This is a genomic window from Phycisphaeraceae bacterium (assembly GCA_020851465.1).
Lineage (GTDB): Bacteria > Planctomycetota > Phycisphaerae > Phycisphaerales > Phycisphaeraceae > JADZCR01.
In genome coordinates this window covers 103,298-126,211 of record JADZCR010000003.1, presented here as the reverse complement: position 1 = coordinate 126,211, position 22,914 = coordinate 103,298, and the positions used below count along the sequence as shown (strand labels likewise).

General features: G+C 57.8%; 21 protein-coding genes. 14 read left to right on the top strand and 7 right to left on the bottom strand.

What is annotated here, in order from left to right:
• Positions 1-24: 24 nt before the first annotated feature.
• From IT444_03915 to IT444_03880, 8 genes are all read left to right on the top strand, one after another.
• Positions 25-1,686 (top strand): LptF/LptG family permease, encoded by a 1,662-nt coding sequence (locus tag IT444_03915; GenBank protein ID MCC7191910.1) that lies wholly within the window; start codon positions 25-27, stop codon positions 1,684-1,686.
• A gap of 25 nt (positions 1,687-1,711) precedes the next feature.
• Positions 1,712-2,815 carry an LptF/LptG family permease gene (locus IT444_03910; protein MCC7191909.1) on the top strand — a complete coding sequence of 368 codons (1,104 nt, stop codon included), beginning with the start codon at positions 1,712-1,714 and terminating at the stop codon, positions 2,813-2,815.
• Between the two features lie 112 nt (positions 2,816-2,927).
• A complete protein-coding gene (locus IT444_03905) occupies positions 2,928-3,746 on the top strand; it encodes a tryptophan synthase subunit alpha (protein ID MCC7191908.1) in 819 nt (272 codons plus the stop codon).
• Between the two features lie 46 nt (positions 3,747-3,792).
• Positions 3,793-4,167 carry a hypothetical protein gene (locus tag IT444_03900; protein ID MCC7191907.1) on the top strand — a complete coding sequence of 125 codons (375 nt, stop codon included), beginning with the start codon at positions 3,793-3,795 and terminating at the stop codon, positions 4,165-4,167.
• 42 nt (positions 4,168-4,209) lie between these two features.
• The gene (locus IT444_03895) at positions 4,210-6,651 is read left to right on the top strand and encodes a hypothetical protein (protein ID MCC7191906.1); all 2,442 of its coding nucleotides are present in this window, start codon (positions 4,210-4,212) and stop codon (positions 6,649-6,651) included.
• Between the two features lie 278 nt (positions 6,652-6,929).
• Entirely contained in the window at positions 6,930-7,253 is a 324-nt protein-coding gene (locus IT444_03890) for a ferrous iron transport protein A (protein MCC7191905.1), read from the top strand.
• Between the two features lie 75 nt (positions 7,254-7,328).
• Positions 7,329-9,332 carry a ferrous iron transport protein B gene (gene feoB / locus IT444_03885; GenBank protein ID MCC7191904.1) on the top strand — a complete coding sequence of 668 codons (2,004 nt, stop codon included), beginning with the start codon at positions 7,329-7,331 and terminating at the stop codon, positions 9,330-9,332.
• A 116-nt stretch (positions 9,333-9,448) separates the two neighbouring features.
• Positions 9,449-10,216 (top strand): HAD hydrolase-like protein, encoded by a 768-nt coding sequence (locus IT444_03880; protein ID MCC7191903.1) that lies wholly within the window; start codon positions 9,449-9,451, stop codon positions 10,214-10,216.
• A 129-nt stretch (positions 10,217-10,345) separates the two neighbouring features.
• On the opposite strand, the gene IT444_03875 is transcribed toward IT444_03880, so the two are convergent.
• On the bottom strand, positions 10,346-11,734 hold the full coding sequence (locus tag IT444_03875) for an aspartate aminotransferase family protein (protein MCC7191902.1): 1,389 nt from the start codon (positions 11,732-11,734) through the stop codon (positions 10,346-10,348).
• Positions 11,735-11,876: 142 nt separating this feature from the next.
• Positions 11,877-12,365 carry an SsrA-binding protein SmpB gene (gene smpB, locus IT444_03870; protein ID MCC7191901.1) on the bottom strand — a complete coding sequence of 163 codons (489 nt, stop codon included), beginning with the start codon at positions 12,363-12,365 and terminating at the stop codon, positions 11,877-11,879.
• 54 nt (positions 12,366-12,419) lie between these two features.
• Between smpB and IT444_03865 the strand changes: the two genes are divergently transcribed.
• Both IT444_03865 and IT444_03860 read left to right on the top strand, forming a co-directional pair.
• Complete coding sequence (locus tag IT444_03865; protein ID MCC7191900.1) at positions 12,420-13,481, top strand: prolyl oligopeptidase family serine peptidase; 1,062 nt, start codon at positions 12,420-12,422, stop codon at positions 13,479-13,481.
• 91 nt (positions 13,482-13,572) lie between these two features.
• Positions 13,573-14,892 (top strand): MFS transporter, encoded by a 1,320-nt coding sequence (locus IT444_03860; protein MCC7191899.1) that lies wholly within the window; start codon positions 13,573-13,575, stop codon positions 14,890-14,892.
• A gap of 33 nt (positions 14,893-14,925) precedes the next feature.
• Here the strand turns inward: IT444_03860 and IT444_03855 are convergent, their stop codons facing one another.
• The 4 genes from IT444_03855 to IT444_03840 all read right to left on the bottom strand — a co-directional run bounded on the left by IT444_03855 (position 14,926) and on the right by IT444_03840 (position 17,090).
• Entirely contained in the window at positions 14,926-15,546 is a 621-nt protein-coding gene (locus IT444_03855) for a phosphopantothenoylcysteine decarboxylase (GenBank protein ID MCC7191898.1), read from the bottom strand.
• A 98-nt stretch (positions 15,547-15,644) separates the two neighbouring features.
• On the bottom strand, positions 15,645-15,866 hold the full coding sequence (locus IT444_03850) for a DNA-directed RNA polymerase subunit omega (protein ID MCC7191897.1): 222 nt from the start codon (positions 15,864-15,866) through the stop codon (positions 15,645-15,647).
• Positions 15,867-15,963: 97 nt separating this feature from the next.
• Complete coding sequence (locus tag IT444_03845; protein ID MCC7191896.1) at positions 15,964-16,530, bottom strand: hypothetical protein; 567 nt, start codon at positions 16,528-16,530, stop codon at positions 15,964-15,966.
• The gene (locus tag IT444_03840) at positions 16,530-17,090 is read right to left on the bottom strand and encodes a hypothetical protein (GenBank protein ID MCC7191895.1); all 561 of its coding nucleotides are present in this window, start codon (positions 17,088-17,090) and stop codon (positions 16,530-16,532) included. Before IT444_03840 ends, IT444_03845 begins: the two co-directional genes overlap by 1 nt.
• A 57-nt stretch (positions 17,091-17,147) precedes the next feature.
• On the opposite strand from IT444_03840, the gene pheT reads away from it, so the two are divergent.
• Both pheT and IT444_03830 read left to right on the top strand, forming a co-directional pair.
• Positions 17,148-19,172 carry a phenylalanine--tRNA ligase subunit beta gene (gene pheT / locus IT444_03835; GenBank protein ID MCC7191894.1) on the top strand — a complete coding sequence of 675 codons (2,025 nt, stop codon included), beginning with the start codon at positions 17,148-17,150 and terminating at the stop codon, positions 19,170-19,172.
• 56 nt (positions 19,173-19,228) lie between these two features.
• Complete coding sequence (locus tag IT444_03830; protein ID MCC7191893.1) at positions 19,229-20,272, top strand: Gfo/Idh/MocA family oxidoreductase; 1,044 nt, start codon at positions 19,229-19,231, stop codon at positions 20,270-20,272.
• Positions 20,273-20,354: 82 nt separating this feature from the next.
• On the opposite strand, the gene IT444_03825 is transcribed toward IT444_03830, so the two are convergent.
• On the bottom strand, positions 20,355-21,128 hold the full coding sequence (locus IT444_03825) for a ComF family protein (protein ID MCC7191892.1): 774 nt from the start codon (positions 21,126-21,128) through the stop codon (positions 20,355-20,357).
• Between the two features lie 409 nt (positions 21,129-21,537).
• Between IT444_03825 and IT444_03820 the strand changes: the two genes are divergently transcribed.
• Together IT444_03820 and IT444_03815 are read left to right on the top strand one after the other, a co-directional pair.
• On the top strand, positions 21,538-22,266 hold the full coding sequence (locus IT444_03820) for a hypothetical protein (protein MCC7191891.1): 729 nt from the start codon (positions 21,538-21,540) through the stop codon (positions 22,264-22,266).
• 154 nt (positions 22,267-22,420) lie between these two features.
• Positions 22,421-22,888: an Rrf2 family transcriptional regulator gene (locus IT444_03815; GenBank protein MCC7191890.1), complete on the top strand. Its 468-nt coding sequence runs from the start codon at positions 22,421-22,423 to the stop codon at positions 22,886-22,888.
• Positions 22,889-22,914 lie beyond the last annotated feature (26 nt).

Sequence of the window (22,914 nt, the reverse complement as noted above, 5' to 3'; positions counted from 1 at the left end):
TAACGACTTATCATTGGCGTAGCAATGCCCTGGACTATTTACCGTTACATCCTCCGCGAATTGCTGCGCGTCCTGTTGCTGGCGACGGGAGTGCTCGTGGTCGTGGTGGGCTTTGCCGCAGCGATCAAGCCAATGTCGGACGGCCTGCTCAGCGCGACAGGGCTGGTGAAGTTCGTTTTCTACAGCATGCCGACGGTAGTGGGGCTGGTACTGCCCTTCGCGGCGGCGTTTGCCAGCACGGTCGTGTTTGTGCGTCTGGTTGCGGATAACGAAATCCTCGCCTGTCGCGCCAGCGGCATGAGTTATTTTTCGCTGCTGCTGCCCGTGATCGTCGTGGGGGCGATGCTCACACTGGGCATCTTTTATTCGAGTCATTTTGTCGTGCCCAGGTTTTACCTGTTGGCGCAGAAGCAGATCGAAAAGGATCTCATCGGTGCGATCGTCAAGCAGGTCCAAAGGCATCAGACGATCAAAATGGGAAAGCTGATCATCTACGCGGATGCCGCAGATGACACGCAAAAACCAGTCTGGCCGGAGGGCGAAGTGCAACCCGAACGGATGCTGCTGCTTGACGGCGTGGCGGTCGGCCGGCTCAGCGGAGCGGAAGGAAAGATCGCCCGAGAGGGAACCGCGCAGCGGGCTGAAGTTTTCATCTTTCGCTTTCCCGATTCCAACCAGACCTACGTCAAGATGTGGCTGCGCAACGTCGTGATGTACGAGGAGGATGCTCAGCATCTCATCGCCGTTGATCGCACGGAAGTCCCGCCGTTCCCGATCCCCAACCCGTTTAAGGATCGACTCTCCTTTTTGGGGTGGCACGATCTTCAACGATTGAGCAAGAGACCGGAGAACTTCGACTTTGTGCGTGAGCGGAAGGAAGCACTGGTCAAAGCGATGGCGACGGAGCGGACGCTGCGATTTCTGGAGAGCGCGTTGAAAAACTCCGCCGCCACGCCGCTGTCGCTTCGGGCGTCGGGAATCAATGAGCGGTTTGAGATTCGCGCCTCGAAGATTGAGCGAAAAGGTAACCAACTGCTATTGAGAGCGCAGGGTGATACGCCGGTGCGGGTGGATACCTTTGCCGGTGCTCTGCCCTGGCGTCGCTATGAATCGAAGCTGACGACGCTGAGCGTCGGTTTTGATGAGGGCAGCATTGAACCGCGTGTGAGCATCGAGCTGACGGACGCGATGGTGTTTGACGCCCGGACGACGCAACGCGGTACCGAGCAGGCCCACCTGACGTTGCCCCGCGGATGGTGGCCTAAGCCGATCTATGCTCCGCTGGCCAAAGAGGAAAGCGAAGCATTGCTCACGCAGGCCAGGTCCAGCTATGCCGACGATCAGGTCGTCTCGAAACAGGCTGACCTGCTGGAAGCGGGGCGATTGAAGCTGGGGCGTCGCATCGTCGCCAAAGTCCATGAGCGTGCCGCGACCGCGGTGAGCTGTGTCCTCGTGCTCACCCTTGGCGCCCTCATCAGTCTGCATTTGCGCGGCAAGATGACACTGGTCGTTTACTTCTGGAGTTTTCTGCTGGCAATCCTGTCGGTCATCATCGCCCACGGCGGGGAAAACGTCATGGGTGATCTATCACAGTCGATGATGACAGGAAAAATCCTTTTATGGTCGGGCAACGCGATCCTGCTGGCAGCCATCGCTTACACGTATCGGAGAGTGTCACGCAACTGATGCGTTGACTGTCTGACGAATTACCATGAAAACCGTTGACCGTTACATCATCCGACAGTTTCTGCTGAACTTCGTCATCCTGCTGGCGGTGTTTGTGCTTCTGATCGTCGTGGTGGATGTGGCACTGAATTTTGATGAATTCCTCAAAGCCAATCGCGGTCGCGGTGTCGTCATCGGGTTCATCTCCACGGTGATTGATTACTACGGGCCGATGATCCCGTTCCTGTATGTGTTTTTCTCCGGGCTGATCGTGGTGGCTGCGATGGGCTTCACCTATGCAGCACTGGCGCGACATGGTGAGTTGAACGCGATCGTCAGCAGCGGCGTGAGTATGCACCGCATCGCCATGCCGATAGTGGTCGTGGGGTTTTTACTCAACCTGCTCTCGATCCCCAATCAGGAATACATCATCCCTCTGCTGGCCAACAAAATCATTCGCAGCAAGGGGCAGGTCGGCAGGGAGACCGTCAGGCCGTTCGAGATTTATTACGCGGTGGACTCGCATCGAAACCTGCTCAGTGCAGGTGCATTTGATGCGACCAAACAGACACTTGAGGACGTCGCTATCCTTGAACGCAGTGAAGAAGGTCTGGCCCGTCGGCGCATCACGGCAAGGCAGGCCGTCTGGGATGAGAGCGGACAACGCTGGCAGCTTTACGGCGGCGTGGGTGTCGAACGAGAACTCGACATCTCCGAGCTTGAAGCTGATGTGACCGCCACTCCGCATGCCGTCGAATACTTCAAGACCTCGCTGTCGCCTGCTGTCCTGCTGGCCCAGCGTGAGGCGTTTTATCCGCGTCTCCTGAGTATCCAACAACTCCACGAGCTGAGCCGCAATCCCGTGGTCGATACGACATCTATCCGTCAGATCATGTGGAGCCGCTTCAGTCTGCTGGTCATGAATCTGCTGGTTCTGGTGATGGGTTTGCCGTTCTTCCTGCTCCGCGAACCCGCCAACATGCTGCTCCAGGGAGTCAAGGCAGCGGTGGTGTGCCTCGGTGCATGGGCCGCGGGGCTGGTGATGCTCCAGTTAGGGGTCGGGGAGATGAATCCCGTAATGACCGCGTGGTTGCCCGTCATTCTTTATCTGCCGGTCAGTGCCGGCCTGCTGATGTGGGTAAAAACCTAGACACCTCATGCCGCGACCGGAGGTCAGGGCTTGGTGGGGGCTGGTCTCGCGGGTAACCGTTGCCTGTGGGTGGGGCATTGCCCGTCGTCGCTGCCGCCCATATCCTCTTGTGATGAATCGCATTGACGAAATCTTTGCGGACTTGCGTCGCCGCCGGGGTCGCGCCCTGATGCCCTTTCTGACAGCAGGCGATCCCGATCTGGTGACAACCCAGAGGTTGCTGGGTGCCATTGAACAGGCAGGTGCGAGTGTCTGTGAGCTGGGAATCCCGTTTTCCGACCCGATTGCAGACGGCCCGGTGATACAGGCGTCGATGTCTTATGCTCTCGATCGTGGCATCAAGCCGTCAGCCATTCTCAACATGGTTGCGCAGCAGCGTGCCCGGTTGAAAATGGGTTTGGTGGCGATGGTGAGCTATTCGATCGTTCACCGCATGGATTCGGGGGCATTTCTTCGTGATTGCAAAGCGGCGGGGATCGATGGTGTCATTATTCCCGACCTGCCGGTGGAGGAGTCCGCAGCCGTTCGAGATCAGGTCACCAAGGCCGGCCTGGTGTGCAGTTTTCTGATCGCGCCGACGACGCCGATCGCTCGGGCGGAAACCATTGCCCGTGCGTGTACCGGATTTGTTTACGTGTTATCCCGTGCAGGTATCACCGGTGAGCGAACCGAGTTGCCCGCTGATCTGCCGGAGCGCATCAGGCGGCTGCGAGGGGTTACGGATCTTCCCATCGCGGTCGGCTTCGGAGTCTCCAGTGCGGAGCAGGTGGCACAGGTCGTGTCGGTCGCCGATGCTGCGATCGTAGGCTCAGCCATCATGCGTCGCGTGGCGCAGCAGCGCGAGCGGGGGGCTGACGCGGTCGTCACGTCGGTTGCTGACTTCGTTGCGGGGCTTGCCCAAGGCTTGAATGCACCGGCTGTGGCTCGCTGACGACGATCCGGCAACAGGATCGCCCAGGTGTAGGATCATCCAGAGCATGTCTGAAACGACATTTTCATCATGGGCATGGGTCGCAGTCCGGTGGTTGCGTCTGGGGCTGGTGATGTTCTGGACCGCCGCGTTGCTGTTGGCGGGTGTCTGGCTGATGCGTGCGCCTGCGGAGGCGTTGACACTTATCGGTCCTTTGACGTTCGGAGGCGATCTTCGTGTGGCCGATGCTGCGTTTTTTGCCGCCGTTGCCGCGATTTCCGGGTCACAATTCCTATTTGCGTTCCTTGTCGCTGATGACCTCTGCCCACAAGCGCCGATGGTGCTGAGGGGCTTTTTCGAGCTTTTCACAGCGGTGCTGACCTTGGGGGCGCTGGCTCGCTGTGTCTGGTTGGTATGGGGCTTCCTGAGTGGAGTTTCGTGATCGGTAAATACGGGCCGCCGCGGGTGTGCCCAGGAGCAGGTGATGGGTTCAAAATGGATTCAGGTAATGGCGGTAACCGCAGCAGCCACAGCCTTGGCGGTGGCGGTTGTCCGTCTGGAAAAGACGCAAGCGGCTGAAAATTACTCCTTCAGCAGCAACACGCCATCTTCGGTCATGGCCGACCAGCTCGCCATCGCCGCCGAGCAAGCTCTCTCAGGTGAAGGTACGCCGCGCCCGGATCAGTTGACGCTTGCTCGGTTGCTGCTCGATCAGGCACTGAAGTTAAGACCCAACGATATCTACCTGATCCGCAGCCGCGCAGAACTGGCGGAACGTGAAAAAGAAGATCGCTTGGTCGACGAGTTGTGGCAGCGTTACATCAAGCTCGTCCCATCCGACGATGCTGCGCAGCTTCGTTATATCAAGCGGTCCCTTGATCGCTACCAGACGGTCGATCAGCGCGCCAATGTCGCGGAGAAACTGCTCGAAGGGCCCGGCTCGGACAAACTCTCGGCCCCGCTGCGCTCTCGGCTGGCGTCATACGTGGCGCGCATGGCGATGGAGTCGGGTGACAACGAACGCTTCGGGCGAAGACTCAAGGAAGCGATCCAGCTCGACTCGTCCAATTCCGATGCTGCTCGGATGCTCTACGACTACGCACAGCGACGCGGTACGGCACCGGCGGAGCTGGGTGTTGCAGTGCTGGCGATGGTTCGCGCCAACCCGCTCGACTCTCAGGCACGGATGACGCTTGCATCGCTGCTGCTGTCACAGGGCGTCTATGCCGAGGCTGCCGATCAGTTCGCCGCAGGCCGGCGGGTATCGCAACAACCCTTCCAGCCTTCGGACTTGACCACTTATTTCCCCGGCTGGGTGATGTCGCTGGGTGCCAGCGGTCGCGGCGAGGAAGCGATCTCGCTGCTGAGTCAGGCGGAAGAAGCTGTCGGCGGGCCTTCGGCGACGCAACCGGCCGATACCGCCGCCGCGACTCCGCCGCTGCTGCCGATGGAGCTGGAACTCATACGGCTGGCGATTCTGGATCACACACACCAGCCGACTGCTGCGGCAGCTTCGTTTGCGAAACTCCGTCAACAACTGCGCGAGAGGCAGCAAGCCGGCGACACGGATGCAGCACTGGATCGTGCGTGGCTGTCCGTGCTCTTTGATCGTGACACCGAGGAAGCCTCCCAACTCGTGACCGCTTCCAAAGCATCACCTGAAGATGCGATGGTCAAGCGGATCAACGGCTATCTTGCTTTGCGTGCAGGCGACACGCAGGAGGCCCGCAAGATTCTCGCGCCGTTGGCGGGCAGTGATGTATTTGCCGCTTACGGAGTGGCGAAAACTTATTCCACCATTGACGACGCGGAACGACTCCACTGGCTGCGTCGCGTGGTGGCGTCGGCACCGGCGACACTGGCGGGAATGATGGCCGCTCAGGAACTCGTCGCCGCCAATGAGGAAGTCGCTCCCTTAGAGCAGGGAGCGATGCTATTGAGCCGTGTTAAAGAAATGCCCATGCCGCTGTTGGCTCCGAATACACGCGAGTCGCCGCTGGTTTTGTTCAAGATTAACACCAGCGGGACTGTTTACGGCTTTCTCGATCAAATTCCCGCCACGATCACGCTTCAAAACCTCAGCGACACCGCGCTGGCGCTTGGTCCCGATGGCGCGATTCCGACCAAGGCTGTTTTCTACGTATCGTCGCGTCGTGCCGGCACGGATATGGGTACGTATCCGCCCGTGGTGGTGGACCTTGGCCGTCGCATCTCGCTTAAACCTCACGAGTCGCTTCAGATTCCGCTCCGTCTTGATCGAGGTGCCTTGGCATTCCTGCTGGAACACGCGCCGACCGAGGCGGTGACATTCAGCCTTGTAGCGGTACTCGACCCGCAGCTTGCTCAAGGCCGCATGATCCCTGGAATCCGTGGTGCAACTACTGCCTTGCGTCTGATCCAGCGCAACGGCACGCCGTTCACAATGGAAAATATCAATTTGTGGCTTGCGACTTTTGGCGATGCAGGTGATGCCGGCGAGCGCATGAAAGCGATCTCAATACTCACCACCGCTTCGACCCGACTCGGAGACAGCGAAGAGGACAAAGAACAGGCCAGGCAATTGACGACGCGACTGAGTGCCGAGTATGAGAAACTCGACGCGGTTTCCAAAGCGTGGATGCTGGCCTTCCTTCCCGACACGCAAGAGGCCGCTGCCGCGTTTCGTCCGGTCATCGAGTCGGCACGGCGAAGCGACAGCACCCTCGTGCGGATGGCTTTCCTGCTCTCGCAGGTGCGTGACCCTGCTTCGACGGACATCGACGCAGCGGTACGCAGCTCCGACCCCGCGCTGTCGGAGTTCGGTAAGGCGTTAGGCGAGTGGAACGCTCAGCGAGCTAAAGCCGAGGCCGAAAATGCAGCGAAGGACGCAAGCCCGGATGCCGCCAATCAAAGCTCGCCTGAAGCGACCGAGCCAGCCGCACCCTGAACGGATTTGCGGAGGTCAGTGTATGGTAACCTTCCGGATTTCCGTGACTTGAGAATTTGTATTTTCGAGTCGCAAGGCTACGTGTCCATGCCGAGACAAAGCGGAATGAGTTGAAATACCCTGGACGGGGAGCGAGCTTGATACCAAGTCTTGTTTGAGAATGTCTTTACGGTTTTGCGACAAATGGCGGCTTCGCGAGTGCTGTCAGGACACCATTGCCTTTTGACATTGGCTGCTTACCTTCATATATTGAGACTTGGTCGCAACAAGGGTTTTCTATGGTTGCCGCCCAGGCTACCACTGAGTCGTTGTCATCCAAAGCATTGCCGGTCGTCGGGCCTGATGGGGCGGTGGCGGTGAGTGTGGACACGCTGCATCCGTATCACTGCGGCGTCGTGATTGAGATCGAAGCCCCTGATGACGATGCGGACCGGCTCAAGGCGATGGGTGTCTGCGTAGGGCGTAAGGTGGAGTTGATCCAGCGGGGTGATCCGCTAATTCTGCGCGTTCTGGGGTCACGTATCGGGCTTTCGGCACGGCTGGCGCGGCGGATAAAAGTCCTTGCCTGCGAAGCGGTCGCCTGTTCCGGGACTTCGGGGTGAAAGGATCGAGTTATTACCACCATTCACCTTGAAGTTCATCCTTCCCCCCCTGTCTCGCGTCACCCTTGTATCGCGTTGATCGGGAATCCTAACGCAGGTAAGACCACGCTCTTTAACCTGCTCACCGGCCTGCGCGCCAAGACCGCTAACTTTCCCGGTACGACACTTGAGCGTCATGTTGGAAGACTCCGGCTCAAAGGTCGAAGCGTTGAAATGCTCGATTTGCCCGGGATGTACACGCTCAACGCGACCACTGCGGAAGAGCGCGTCGCCAGCGATGCGCTGCTTGGGCGCATTCCCGGTCATACGGCACCCGCTGCGGTGGTCCTGATCCTCGATTCGACCAATCTGGAACGAAATCTCTACATCGCCAGTCAGGTGCTTGAGCTTGGTGTGCCGACGGTTGTAGCGTTGAACATGATTGACCTAGCCGAGCGCAAGGGCATTCAGATTGATGCGGAGAAATTAGCCAAGGACCTAGCCTGCCCGGTGGTGCCGATTTCCGCACGGTCGGGTCAGGGTGTGGACAAACTCAAAGCACTGCTTGAGCAAGTGATTGAAAATCCCACCAGTGCCAAGCCGGCTGTATCACCGGCGTGCGCAGCCTGCGGCGGATGCGAACATGCGGCCCGTTATGACTGGGCCGCGGGTGTAGGTTCCCGCTGTGCGACCGGATCGGCGGTTACCCAGAGCGCGCGAACTGAGCGCATCGACCGTGTGCTGACGCACCCGGTAGTGGGCGTGCTGACGTTCCTGGGGGTCATGTTTGCTGTGTTTGTGATGCTGTTCTGGATCGCTGACTATCCGATGACGTGGATCGAAGCACTCTTTGGCACAGTCGGCTCATACGCGGAGACCGCCATCGACTATGTGGCGGCTCTGCTGCCCTCAGGGGCGATTCAGCATTTCATCGCCAACGATTTCAAATCGCTGGTCACTGACGGCATCATCGGCGGTGTCGGCGGCATGCTCGTGTTTCTCCCGCAGATCTGCATCCTTTTCTTTTTCCTCTCCCTGCTGGAAGACACCGGCTATCTTGCCCGCGCAGCTTTTGTCATGGATCGCCTGATGCGCTATGTCGGCCTGCCGGGTAAGGCTTTCGTCCCGCTGCTTTCCGCCCACGCATGCGCGATCCCAGCCATCATGTCCACGCGCGTCATTGAGGATAAGCGAGATCGGCTTGTCACCATTCTTGTTGCGCCGTTGATGAGCTGCTCCGCACGTATTCCGGTTTATGCGCTGATCGTCGCGATGTTGTTCCACGACGAGCCGATCAAGGGGGCAGCAGCCTTCACGGGTGCCTACACACTCGGCATCGCCACAGCTCTGCTGGTGGCGCTGGCTCTCAAGCGGACGATCCTCCGCGGTGAGAGCAAGCCGCTGGTGCTCGAACTTCCCAGCTACAAGATTCCCAGCCTGCGCACCGCGCTGCTGACGGTTTACGATCGCGCGATGATCTTTGTGAAAAAGGCGGGCACCGCCATCCTCATCATCTCGATCATTCTCTGGGCACTGGCGACGTATCCCAAGAGTGATCCGCCCGCTGCCGTGGTCACCATGCAGGAGCAGGCCCAGACGCTGCGCGATGCCGGCCAGACTGAGCAGGCGGACGAGATCGACACCCAGGCCAACCGACTCATCAATCAGTCAGCTCTGGAGCAATCCGTCGCGGGGCGCATCGGTCACTTCATCGAGCCTGCGATCGCGCCGCTGGGCTTTAACTGGCAGATCGGCATCGGGGTATTCAGCTCTTTCGCCGCACGTGAGGTCATCGTTTCAACCCTGGCGATTGTTTACGGCGTAGGCGAGGACGCAGCGGAGAATGACTCAACCACGCTCACCCAGAAAATGAAGCAGAGCACTCGTGCGGACGGATCGCCGGTCTTCACCTTTGCCACCGGTATGAGTCTGCTCGTCTTCTACGTGCTGGCGATGCAATGCCTCTCCACCCAGGTCGTCACGCGGCGAGAAACCAACTCCCTGAAATGGCCTGTGCTGCAACTCGTGTATATGACCATTCTGGCGTACACCGCATCGCTGATCACGTATCAATCGCTGACTTATTTTGGTATTAGTTGATCCCATCTCATGCGCTCGGAAGACAGTGTGATCGCGGCTTGACCGTCTTTGTAACCGTATTCGCGGGATGAACATTGCCTTGATGGGGCACGCAGCCATGTGATACGAGTGACCTCGTGCCTCGTCGTGTTGTGTCGGGTAAGCTGGCGGATAGGAATGATCACGCAGTCGCACGCATGGTTAAATCACTACTTCTCTGGGATATCGATGGCACGATCCTGCGCTCCGGCGGAGCGGGGATGAAGGCCATGTATAAAGTCGCCGGTCGGCTTTTTGGTGAGCATCACACATGGGAGGGCATCGATCCGGGAGGCAACCTCGACCCCGCGATTTTTGCCGAGTTTGCCCGCATCAATAAGCTCGATAACGATCCAGTCCATCACGATAATTTTCATGACCATTACCTCATCGAGCTTAAGGCTGAGCTTGAAGCTGCGCGAGAGGCAGTGCGGGCGATGCCCGGCATATACGAAATTTTCGACACGCTGCGGCAGCGGGCCAAGGTGAGACGTGACATTGTGATGGGATTGCTTACGGGTAACTACACCAAAGCTGTCCCGCTGAAACTTGAAGCGGTCGGCGTTAACCCCGAATGGTTTGAGGTAACAGCCTTTGGCGATGAAGGTCGGACACGCCCTGATTTAGTGGCGGTTGCTCTGCGGAAGTATGAAAAACTCACCGGTACTCCGGCTGATCCACGGCATGTGATTATCATCGGTGACACGCCGCGAGATGTGGACTGCGCCCACGCCCACGGCTGTGTCTGTTTCGCCGTCGCCACGGGTGGTCACTCGATGGACGCGCTTCGCGCAGCCGGTGCGGATGTTGTTGTCGCTGATTTAGCTGACCCCTCGCCTTTGTTCAATCTGATTGATGCTGGCTGACGATGGCGCGTCCATAGCTTCGTTTGAGTTTACGACCTGCAGCACGACCACAATGGAAATTGCCCCGCAGCGGTTGTGCGCATGGCGAACGCTGGCGCGACAATGCTATCGGAGCTGATGGAGTTCGTATTACTTCGCCACAGTCTGTGTTTCGAGTACGTATTCAAATGCCGCCTCGACAACGGAAAGACCTTCCCGCAGCGCATCTTCCGCGATCATCAGGGGAGGCGAAATCTTCACGCACGCACCGGCAAAGCCAACCGGAGCGAACAGCATCACGCCTGTTTGCACCGCTCGGCCGACCACTTTCCAGGCGAACGTGCCGTCAGCTTCTGTGGTGCCCGGCTTAACACAATGCAGTGAGGCAACCAGACCTTTGCCGTGCGACGCCAAAATCACATCACCGAATCGTTGCTTGATTTTCGCGCAGGTTTCATGCAGTACCGCGCCGAGTTTCGCGCTGCGCTCGACCAGCTTTTCCTTGTGGATCAATTCCAGGCTCGCCAGAGCGGATGCAGCACAGATCGGATTACCTGAGTGCGTGCTGGTCATCGAGCCGGGGGGGAACATGTCGAGGATTTCTTTTCGTCCGATCACTGCGCTGAGGGGCAGCGCGCCGCTGACCCCTTTACCACAGGCGATGAGGTCGGGGATGATTCCGTAGTGTTCAAATCCCCAGAACTTTCCAGTCCTGCCGAAACCAGCCTGCACCTCGTCCATGCACATCAGTGCGCCATGCTTGTCGCACCATTGCCGCAGCTTCTGGAAATATTCGGGTGGACCAAAGCTGGAGCCGCCCCCCTGATACGTCTCAGTGAGCACGCCGCAGACCTGCTCCGGCTTGACGCCTTGACGGGTCAGAGCCTTTTCAAAAGCACTGAAGTCGTTGTCTTCCGGCTTGGTCCGCAAGGAATCGGGAAAGGGCACGTTAACAAAGTGCTCGTCGGCATAGCCGATCCACTCTTTCAGGCTGGGGATGCCGCCGGCGCGTTGTGATCCGAGCGTCCTTCCGTGAAAGGCGTTGGCGAAAGTGACAAACACCGGATTGGTCTTGTTTTTCCGCCTCGCGTGTTCCCGCGCCAGCTTGATGCACAGCTCGATCGCTTCGGAGCCGGTCGAGAGCAGCATAATTTTGTCATCTCGTCGCGGCGCCACCTTCTGCAATGCTTCGACGAGCTTGAAACGCTGCTGTGTGGGAAAGCAGTAGGTCGTCAGCAGGCCGTGCTGTGCGGTCTTGACCACTGCATCGATCATTTCCTTGCGGCCATGACCGGCATTGGTGATGAGTACGCCGGAGGTGAAGTCGATCCACTTGTTACCGAAGGAATCAAAGACGCTGGCGCCTTCCGCACGGTCCCAGATGATCGGCGGCTGGCCCTCCATGCACCAAGGCTCCAGCGACCGCATTTTTTCGAGCATCGGCACCGTACTCGGGTGCGGGATGGGTGTCTGGATCACGCGGTTGGCGGTGCGGATGGGTTGGACTTCAACGGGAGTCAATGGATACGGATCGCCCATGTCTTTAGTTCCGGTTAGGTGTGAATCAGCAATTATAAGGGATTGCACGCGAGATCGGGTGCGAACCGCGTCTCCGCCATCCGTTCGCGAACAAATGAGGGAGGTATTGAACCGTGGAGGGGCAGGCCGTGATCGATGAACCTCAAATGATCCGTCTGGTCATGCCTCGTCGAATCTCTCGATCGGATTCCCGTTTCTTCAAATCCTGCCGTTTGTCATGGGATTGCTTGCCCGACGCCAGTCCGATTTCGAGCTTCACGTGGCCGCGCACGAAATACATCGCCAGGGGAATCAGTGTCATCCCTTTGGCCGAGGTCTCGCCGAGAAGTTTGGCGATCTGACGTTTATGAGCGAGAAGTTTGCGGACACGCTTGGGCTCGTGGCCGTTGGCACCGGCAGCCTGTGCGTAGTTTGCGATGTCCACGTCGTAGAGATAAAGGCCCATGTCCCGCGGTTCGACACGGGCAAAGCCTTCCGCCAGCGAGACTTTGCCGTTGCGGATGCTCTTGACCTCACTGCCCTGAAGGATGATGCCCACCTCCAGCTTTTCGTGGATGTGGTAGTCGTGGAACGCCTTGCGATTGGCAATCCGCGGACTGAGTGCCTCGGCTTTATCCTCCTTCTTCGACATGGCGGAGATTGTAGGCGAGTTGGGGATGCGTGCGACTGGGTACACTCTGTATCCATGCAACTGGGAAAAAAACCTCTCCACCCTCATTTGACCATTCGTCCCAACCTTTTTCGCTGGTTGGAAGAATCTCCTCCGCATCATGCGTTTCGTGCGCGCACCCGGCGTGACGCGAAGTTATGGCAACCCGGTGCCCGCAAGGCTTTTCTCAAATGTCTCGGTGACGCTCCGCCGCCGTCGGCCTCGCCGCTTCAGGTTCACGTGCTTGAGACGAAAAAACTTCGCGGGTACACGCGAACGCTCTTGACGCTTGATACCGCCCGTCATCTCAAAGCCGTCTGCTGGCTCTGTGTGCCCGATGGGATTTCCGCCAGCCGGGGAAGACACGCCGCAATGATTGCGACTCCGGGTCATGGCATCGGTGCCAAGGATCTCGTAGCACTCGATGCAACCGGCAAAGCGCGACAGGAGGGCGTCGGTTATCAGAAAGACTACGCGCTCCAGGCGGTGCGGCTGGGGTATCCGACGCTGGTTATTGAACCGATGGGTTTTGGTGAACGGCGTGACGCGGACCACATGTCGGGCAAAACGTCAGAGTCGCCATGCCAGGCCGCGTCTGTGGTGGCGATGATGCTCGGCACGACGCTGGCGCGGATTCGCATCAACGATCTTCAGCGGGGCGTGGACTATCTCGAAACATTGCCGTTCATCGATCCCAAACGCATAGGCCTCATGGGTATCAGCGGCGGGGGGCAGATGACGCTCTGGACTTCAGCCATCGAGACACGGATTCGCGTTGCCATCGTCAGCGGATACCTCAACACGTTCCGTGATTCGGTGATGGCCATGTTTCACTGCATCTGTAATTTCGTCCCTGGTCTGGCGCGAGAGTTAGACATGGCTGATCTGGCGGCTCTGATCGCGCCGCGGCCTATACTCGTGGAGTCGGGATCGACGGACCCGATTTTCCCGATCGCCGCGACCCGGTCCGCCGTTCGTCGAGTACGCGAGATTTACAGCGTTTTTAATGCTGAGGATCACGTGGAAGCGGATTTGTTCGAGGGCGACCATCAGTGGTCGGGAGTAAAGGTAGAAGCGTTTTTGAAGAAGTGGCTTTAGAAATGATCACCGAGTGTCGATGGCCGGCGGATGAGGGCCTGATCGTCCGCGACTTTCCATCGGCCATCGGTTAGTGGAAGTTCGATTAAACATGAGTTCAAGCTCGACCAACGGCATCCCGCGCGATACTTCGCGCTGGCCCAACGGCATTCGTGCGCTGTCCTACCGTGATTACCGCCTGATGTGGATCGGTTCAGTTGTCAGCAACATCGGCACGTGGATGCAGATCATGGCCCAGCAATGGGTCGTGTATGAGCTTTCCAACAAAAATCCTTTCTGGCTAGGAGCTGATGCGTTTGCGGCCGGCTTGCCGGTGCTGCTGACTCCGTTGGCGGGTGTTCTGGCCGATCGTGTCAATCGGCGGCGACTCATGGGGATCGTGACGATTCTTCAAGCCGTCGTGTCGGTCTGGCTCTCGGTGCGCTACGGAATGAGGCGTCTGACTGTCGGCGAGATCATCGCCTGTTCTTTCGTCAGCGGCACGCTCTCCGCTCTGCTGATTCCCGCTTTTGTCTCACTCATGCCTGATCTGGTGGCCCGCAAAGATTTACCCAATGCGGTCGCCCTTAACTCGATGGGTTTTAACTGCGCACGTGTCGTGGGACCGATGATCGGCGGCATCGTCCTGCACCAATTCGGGGCGACGTGGAGTTTTGCGCTTAATGCCGTGAGTTTTATCGCCGTTATCGCGGCTTTGATCACCATTCGTAACAGCTCGGATCAGAGTCAGGCCAAACACGCTCACCCGTGGCAGAGCCTGCTGGATGGATTGCGTTATCTCCGAGGCCGACCGGATATCCGTGCGATCCTGGCGATCGTTTTTAGTGCGGGGATTTGCATCGCGCCCATCGTGACGATGTTGCCGGCTTACGCGAGGGATGCGCTGGGTCGCGGCGAGGAAAAGGACTTTGCGCTGCTGCTCAGCGCGTTTGGCACTGGCGCGGTGATAGGTTCGCTGCTGCTGGCGCTTTCGAGTCAACGCATCCCCTCGCCGTGGCGGGGAATTCCGTTGCTGATCACGCTGGGGATGGTCGAAATCGCAGCCGGTAGCGTTGCGCATTTTCAGATCGCCGTGGTGCTCATCGGTATCGCTGGATCATTACAGATCGGCACGCTCGCGCGGTTAAACACCGCGATGATCGCATCGATTCCCAATTCGGTGCGCGGACGGCTCACGAGCTTTTTCTTTCTCGCCATCGCGGGTGGAATACCGATCGGCGGACTGCTGGCGGGCACCATCGCCAAATGGGCTGATGTGCGGTCCGCTTATTGGATTTTCGGGGCGATTCTGATCTCCGCCATCGCCACGATCGGCATGGTGGTCAAACGTAAAGGCATCCAATTTCAGGTGGACGAGTCGGTCCGAGCCGAGATGACAGCGGAAGAAAAACTCGCCGATTCAATGGTCTAGCAACCGATCACAAACAATCGAGTCGAGATGAGTCTAAAGAGACTTGCACAGCGCAGCGAAGATTTCTTCCGGCTCGGCCATGCGACCGCTTCCGGATGTTCGACAGGCTTGCCAACCTGTACCGGGTCCGATAAATCGGTAGCCGAGTAAATCGTTGATCGTGGAGATGTTTCGCTGGGTGACGGGATTTTCCCACATCTGCGTATTCATCGATGGCGCGATGAATACTGGTGTGGGCTGTGGATGGCGAGGCAGGGCGGAAACCGTCAGGCTCACGAGGTCATCCGTCAGACCGCAGGCGATCTTTGCGAGGATGTCAGCGGTGGCGGGGGCGATCACCATCAGATCGCACCATCTCGCCAGACCGATGTGCTGCGAGTCGGGGCGATCATCCGCCTGCCAGATACTGGTGAGCACGCTTTGGCCGGATAGAGCCTGGAAGGTGAGCGGTGCGACGAACTGCGTGGCTGATTCGGTCATGATGACGCGCACCGTGGCACCAGACTGGACGAGCCGGCTGACCAGTGTTGCCGCCTTGTAGCAGGCGATTCCGCCAGTGACCGCCACAATGATTTTTCGATTCGCCAGGAAAGCTCCGCTGGTGGATTCCACCGACGGGGACCGGCTGGAGTTGGCGCGAGGGCGTTTACTCATGGCGAATGGTGCGATGAGATGAACAAGCTGAGCATCCGATCAATTGCAAATCCGGACTCGACCGACACCCGTCAGTTGCAATCGACGCGATCATCAAATCAGTCGTTATCCGCGTCTTCGTTGTCTTTGCGAAGCTCGAAAATGATCTTGCCTTCAACGATTTCCTCAACGGCAATTTCAAAATCGCTGCGGCCTTTACGCTCGACGAGCGGGCGCGCGCCATCCATCAGTTCGCGGACGCGGTGCTGAACCAGAGCGGTGAACTTGAAGCGGCCGCCGAGCTTGTTGATAACCGAGTCGTCCTTGAGGGCTTCGAGCATGGGATTATTCGCTCCGTTTACGCGGGGAACCGCAGGTGAGTGTGAGGAGTTTTGAGCCAAGTATCTTACCAGACTCGTGCAGCAAATGCCAAGCAGGTCACGATTTATTATGCGTTTCGAGTTCAGGAATTCGATACCGCACAGTTGCCTGGTAATCAAATAGCAGTTGATGTAACTCTTTTAACCCCGGTACCTTGTCGTCGGTTGCGTGGATTGCGTGAGACAACATTCGGCCGTCGTTGAGCGTCAGATCGTAGGTGGCGGTTTCTCCCTTACCCAAGAAAGAACCCTTTGCGTTCATCAAATCATAGCGGTCGATGATCGCCCAGATCGCGTCGAGTTGTTCGGTGGATAGCTGTAAAACCGGGGCTGCCTCCATCTGTGCTCCGTCGCGCCCCCCGCCGTACTTGAGCGTGCCTCGCTTAATCTCAAAATAGGTGTACCGATGGTCAGTCATCTGAGTTTTAAATTCAAGATCGAGGCGGCGTCCTTTGGAATCGGCAGGACCTGCGCTTTGCGAGGCGCAGCCGACGAGCATCTGCAAGAGCAGCACGAATAACGTCGCAGGAAGAAAGACGGTTTTCAGCTTGTGATGCCCTGTTATCGCCGTCCTGGAGAGCAACTGGCGATAAGGTTGAAGCGTGATGATTGGTGTCGTGCTCATTATTTTTCCTCATTCGATGTCTGGGTTTCCGCCGGGCGCGAGGTGGGGGGACGAATGGAACCTGGTCCGACGGCTAACTCCGCGAGGCGGGCGTGCAGTTGTATCGTTGGTGGTGACTCCACTGGAGTAGTCGCGTAATGGTGAGCCTTACCTTTGGCGTGGATACGTACTTGATAAAGAGTCGGTGAATCCGCTGGCTTGCCGGCTTTGAGTAGCTCCGCACCGGGACTCGTCGGTTCGACGAATAGATGCGCCTCATCGATCAGATGGTAGATCGCCTCGTAGTCGGCTGGGGTCAGCATCCGCACGATCCGTGGGAAGGACCGCGTTTCCGCAAGCTCTCCCACCAGTGCCCGCAACCGACGGTTGGGTTCGAGCACATACCGCGCAGGCTGAAGCATGGGGTCCGCAGTATCTAGCTTGCCATGTACGGTCAGCTCAAGACCGAAGTCGGCGGGCATCTCGATCTTCGCCAGTGCCGGATCACGATGCGGCTCGACACAACCGGATACGAGCGCGAGTAATCCAAAAAGGCAGTACGTCAATAGCACCTTGCTCATGGCAAGAGTTTAACCTGTTCGCATCGATCTCAAATTTCCTGCTAATCTCTACAGCCTATGAAGGTCAGTCTCGCATGGCTTAACGAGTATCTCGATCCGCACGTCTCGGCTGATGAGGTCGAGCGACGCTTAACCGCGCAGGGTTTACCCATTGAGACACGCGAGAAGCGATCCGATGGTGATGAGATGCTCGATGTGGAGGTGACGAGCAATCGCGCGGATTGCCTGTCACACGTCGGTGTAGCTCGTGAAGTCGCGGCTGGTTCTGGTCGCGCACTGAAACTTCCGGATATTGCACTGCTGGAGAAGTCTGTTGCCGCGGTCGAATCCATAACCAGCGTGGCCAATGATCGCTTCGACCTCTGTCCGCTTTACACCGCCCGTGTGATTCGCGGCATCAAGATTGGGCCAAGCCCTGCCTGGTTGGTCAAACGACTCGAGACAATTGGCCAACGCAGCGTAAATAATGTCGTTGATATCACGAACTACGTGCTTTTTGCGTCCGGGCAGCCGCTGCATGCTTTCGATTTGTCCCGGCTGGCGGGCAGAAAAATTGTGATTCGTACAGCTCGAAATGCTGAGCAGTTCGATGCGATAGACGGCACGAAGCATAAGCTCACCGATCAGATGCTTGTCATCGCAGACGCAGATAAACCTGTCGCACTGGCGGGTGTCATGGGAGGAGTCAACAGCGAAGTAACATCGAGCACGACCGAGATCCTGCTCGAATCAGCGATCTTCGATCCGTTGGCTGTGCGTCGTGCAAGTCGTGCGCTGAAGCTGGCGAGTGATTCGAGTTATCGCTTTGAGCGCGGCATCGATCCGCATGGCGTGGAGGAAGCGAGCAGGTGGGCGGCTGCTCTGATCCTTGAGCTTGCAGGCGGAGAAGCAGCACGAGGAATCATTCGCGTCGGTTCAGACTTGCCGCCTGCTCGGACTGTATCGATGCGTGTTTCCAGAGCACGTGAAATTACCGGGCTAAACCTCGATGCCAGCCAGATGGTTGATCTGCTGGCTACACTCGGCCTGGCTCCTCGTCTGGACGCTGCTCAGCAGACGATTGCGTGCGTTGTGCCGAGTTTTCGTCTCGATCTTGCCCGTGAAATTGATCTCATCGAAGAACTCGCAAGGCTGCACGGGCTGGATGATGTTCCGGTGCGACAGAAGATTGAGATTGTCGCACGGCCGGTGCAACCCGCTATCCGAGCAAGACGGGTGCTTGGTGATGTTCTCGTCGCGCACGGCTACCACGAGACGATTAATTTCAGCTTCATTGCGCCCAGGTTGGGTGAGTCGTTCGCAGCCAGTGGTGAACAGCCGCTGTTGATCGAAGACGAGCGGCGAAAGAACGATCCCATGCTCCGTCCGTCACTGTTACCCAGTCTCTTGTCCTGCCGAAAGTCGAATCAGGACGTGGGTAACACACACGTGCGGATCTTTGAGACCGCCAGTGTCTGGTCAAAGAGCGGCCGGAAAACCATTGAGCGTCGTCGGCTGGGGCTGCTTGCCGACGCAGCGGATGCGCAGCAGGCGGTTCGTGATTTACGCGGCACGATCGAAGAGCTGGTTTCATCGCTTGGCGGGTCGATGGGTATGACCTGCAAACCAACTACAAGTACGGTGTTTACTTCGGCGGCTGAAGTGTGCGTGGGGGATCAGGTCATCGGTGTCATGGGAGCGATCTCCTCTGCGACGCAGAAACTTTTTGACCTGCAGACGCCGCTCGTTGCTGCAGAATTAGAACTCGACCTGCTCCTGGCGTCGTATCCGCCCAAACATCAGGTGTCATCGCTGACGCGATTTCCCGGTATCGAGCGGGATATATCGATCGTCCTAGACGAAGCGGTTACATGGGAACAAGTCAGCAGGGAAGTCATCGCAGCGCAGCCGGCCTTGTTGGAGGATTTGCGGTTCCTCGTGACATATCGCGGCAAGCCAATACCGGCGGGCAAAAAAAGCGTGAGTCTGCGAATGTTTTTCCGCGATCCGACCGCGACGCTTCGTCATGAGCAGGTGGATCCGCAGGTCGGCGCAGTGGTGGAAAGATTGAAAGCCACGCTTGGTGCGGAGTTGCGTGCCTGAGGTGATGGCGACTCGAAATACATGGAGAATGGGCAGCTTTCGCCCGCTCGAAAATCATGCCTACTCAGGAAATCAAAGCGGTTCTCGTTGGTTGCGGCGGAATGGCTCAGACCTGGATGGAATCCGCCGCGAAAACTCCGGGCTTGAAAATCGTCGGCCTGACGGACTTGAATCGCAGTGCGGCTGAAAAGTATGCGGAAAAATATCATCTGGAACCTTCAGTCGTCTTCAATTCACTTGCGGATGCGCTGAAGGCTGCAAAACCTGATGTTGTGTTTGATGTCACGATTCCTGCTGCGCACGAGTCAGTCACAATCGAGGCGTTGCATGCCGGCGTCCATGTGCTGGGGGAAAAGCCGCTATCCGATTCGTTGGAAAAGGCTTGCAGAATGGTCGCCACCGCTCGTGCGTCTGGTCGGATATATGCGGTCATCCAGAATCGCCGCTACGAGCCGAATATTCAGCGTGTCGCACGAACGCTGCGCAGCGATGCGATCGGTGCGGTTGAGGAAGTTCATGCGGATTTTTTCATCGGCGCGCACTTCGGCGGATTCCGTGATGCGATGGATGACCCGCTGATCGTTGACATGGCGATCCATACTTTTGATGCGGCACGTTACATCGCCGAAGCCGATCCGGTGTCTGTCTATTGCCACTCATTCAATGCATCGCGCTCGTGGTACCGGGGTGACGCCTCGGCTGTGGTAATTTTCGAGATGAAAGGGCCGCGTGGTGAACCGATCGTTTTTTCATACCGCGGCTCGTGGTGCTCGGAAGGCCAGCCGACGAGTTGGAACAGTTCCTGGCGCGTCGTTGGTCGGCGAGGCACGCTGCTCTGGGATGGTGAGGCAGGGATCAAGGCATCAGCGATTAAAGAGGGCGGCAAACACGGATTTCACAGCGAGATGAGTGATGTGGAAATTCCGAATGTCACGGTCGAGCACTTAGGACATACCGGATTGATCCGTGAGTTTGTCGAGTGTGTCCGAACGGGTTCCAGGCCGCAGACCCACTGCGAGGACAATATTAAAAGTCTGGCCATGGTTCTCGCCGCGGTTGAAAGCCGTAAATGCGGCAAAAAAGTCAAGGTGGAGTGGTAAAGCGTGTCTGCGCAGTGGGCAATTGATTGCTCATTGGTGAAGGGCGTCACCGCTGCCTTTTCGCAGTATAAGCCGGGGATTTTTATTTCCGTTGAAAGTCGGTGCCTTTGGGGTCACCTACCGCCATGACCGCGAGACTGACGCTCCGGGCACCAGCCTTTTTTAGAAGTCGGGTACAGATCCGCGCGGTGGCACCTGATGTCTTGACATCATCCACAAGCCAGAGATTCCAGCCGGACAGGTCGATGTTGCGCACGGTGAAAGACCCACGGATATTGTCAGCACGCGATGAGGGAGCAACTCTGGTTTGTGGTTTGGTGTGTTTCACTCGGCGCAAAAGCGAGGCCATCGGCCAGCCGCGAGCCTTTGCCAGCGTGCCTGCGATGATTTCCGACTGGTTATAGCCACGATGCATCCGTCGATAGAGGTGCATGGGCACGGGAACGACTGCGGTGCGGGTCGAATGGACTTCGCCAATGGCCTCAGCCAGGGAGAGACCAGCCCAGTCAGCCCACGTCCATTCCTGGCTGAACTTCATAAGACGAATCCACCTGTCCATCGGCTCTACGTATGCACTGAGCCTGACGACGCGATCCCATGCGATCGGTTTGTTCACACAAAACGGGCAACCTCGCTCCGTGACAGCCTGCGGCGAGCAGGTCGCGCCACAACGTGAGCAATAGGCATCTGGGCAATCCGGCTGCCAACCCTTGGCAGCAGCGAGTTGCAGTTCGACATCGCGATGCTGCGGAAAAAGTTCAGCCAGCCCAGCGAATAGAACGCGAAAGGGCAGTGCGGTGGCGCGCAGAACCGTGGTTGTGATTCGAGGCGGTGATAGGGGTGAGGAGCAGTTCATGGGTCGCTGAGGAAGGCCCGTTCGTTGTGTGTCCTTTGAGGTGAGTTCGGGTGACGATCCAGCCAGTGACTCCGTTATACTTCCACCGATGTTAGCGAGCCAGACTATTTCACCGCAACCATTCCCAGTGCCCGGCAGCCGTGGCCGATTTGATGCTGTCGTCGAGTTCAATCAGCCGGTTTGCCGCGAGCATTTCCGCTTGAGGCTTCGGATTTCCAAAACTGGCGGCAATGTGGCGTTTCCACCCACACGCCCCGGCCAGTTTATCCAGCTGGGTTGCCGTCCTCCTCGGTTGGAGCAGTTACCCGATTTAACTGGCGGTGAGGTCGAATGGTCAGCAGAACGTCCCCCCAGACTGTGCCAGCCTGAGCTTTGTGGACCGACGGCGCTGCTCCGGCGGCCGTTCAGCTTGGCTGGACGTGGCGATGATGCGCAAGGTTCATGGGTTGAGGTGGTTCATCGAGTCGTCGGTGTCGGGACTTCCTGGCTTGCTGCGTTGAAATCCGGTGATCCGGTCGATTTTATCGGCCCGCTGGGTAACTACTTCGTGTTACCAGAAGGCAAGACCAACGGTTTGTTGGTCGGCGGCGGTGTCGGTCTGCCGCCTATGTTTTATCTGGCGGAAAAATTACAGACTGAGGGCTGGAGCGCAACAGCCTTTGTCGGGGCACTTTCCCACGACCTGTTGGCGGTTTCATTCCGCGAGGGCAGCGAGCCTTGCGATACGACCGGCAATCCGACACTCTCAGCTTACGAGTTTTCACGGGTCGGTTACCGCACGGTGATCACGACTGATGATGGATCAATTGGGTTGAAAGGTCGTATTACCCTCGGCCTTGAGCGCACACTTTCTCGCCTCTCTCCCGCGGAGATCCGGGCTACGGTCATCTTCGTCTGCGGTCCCGAACCGATGATGCACGCAGTGGCGAAGCTGGCTGCGAAGGTCGGCGTCGATTGCCAGGTTTGTCTGGAGCAGGCGATGGCTTGCGGGATGAGCACCTGTCAATCCTGCGTTGTGAAAATCGAAGATTCCAAACACCCACAGGCGTTTACACCTTCGCCTGAAAACCGCCCCTGGCGCTTTAAACTCGCCTGCACCGACGGGCCGGTATTCGATTCACGGAAGGTCGTCTGGTAACCGCATCAAAATCCGTGTGCATGACTCGATACTGCTCAAGTGTTCCTGTTGTTACAGGAATTTCTGGGCACACCCACTCAAAAATTGATCGACGCACAGCGGTATCCGCACTGCGACCGATTTAGTCGTATATTGGTTACTGATGAAGCTGTCGATGAAATCCGACTATGCGTTTCGCGTGCTTTTCTCGCTCGTTGAGCACTATGGTCGAGGCCCGGTTTCCATCCGGGCACTGGCTGAACGTAATTCGATTCCCAAGGCTTTTCTCGAACACATCATGCTGGAGCTAAAGGGCAAGGGTTGGGTTAAAAGTATCGCGGGTAAACATGGCGGGTATGAGCTGGCGCGGAATCCGGAAAAAATCATGATGGGTGAAATCGTTCGTTACTTCGAGGGTACCGCCAGCCATGAAGAAGAACCCAAGTCACGCGGGCGGAAAAAAAAGACCAAGAGCACTAAGGCACCGGAAGCCTCGACACGGTTTCGCCGTGTTATGCGTGAGGTGCGCGAGCATGCTGCGGGAATGATGGATAAGGCATCACTGGCTGCGGTCTTTGCCGGCCGGCCGGTCGGGAAAGATGACGTTCTCGCTCAGGAGTTCGGCGGGGGAGCGGGGATTTAAACCCGTCGAAGCGTCCTGCCCTTGAT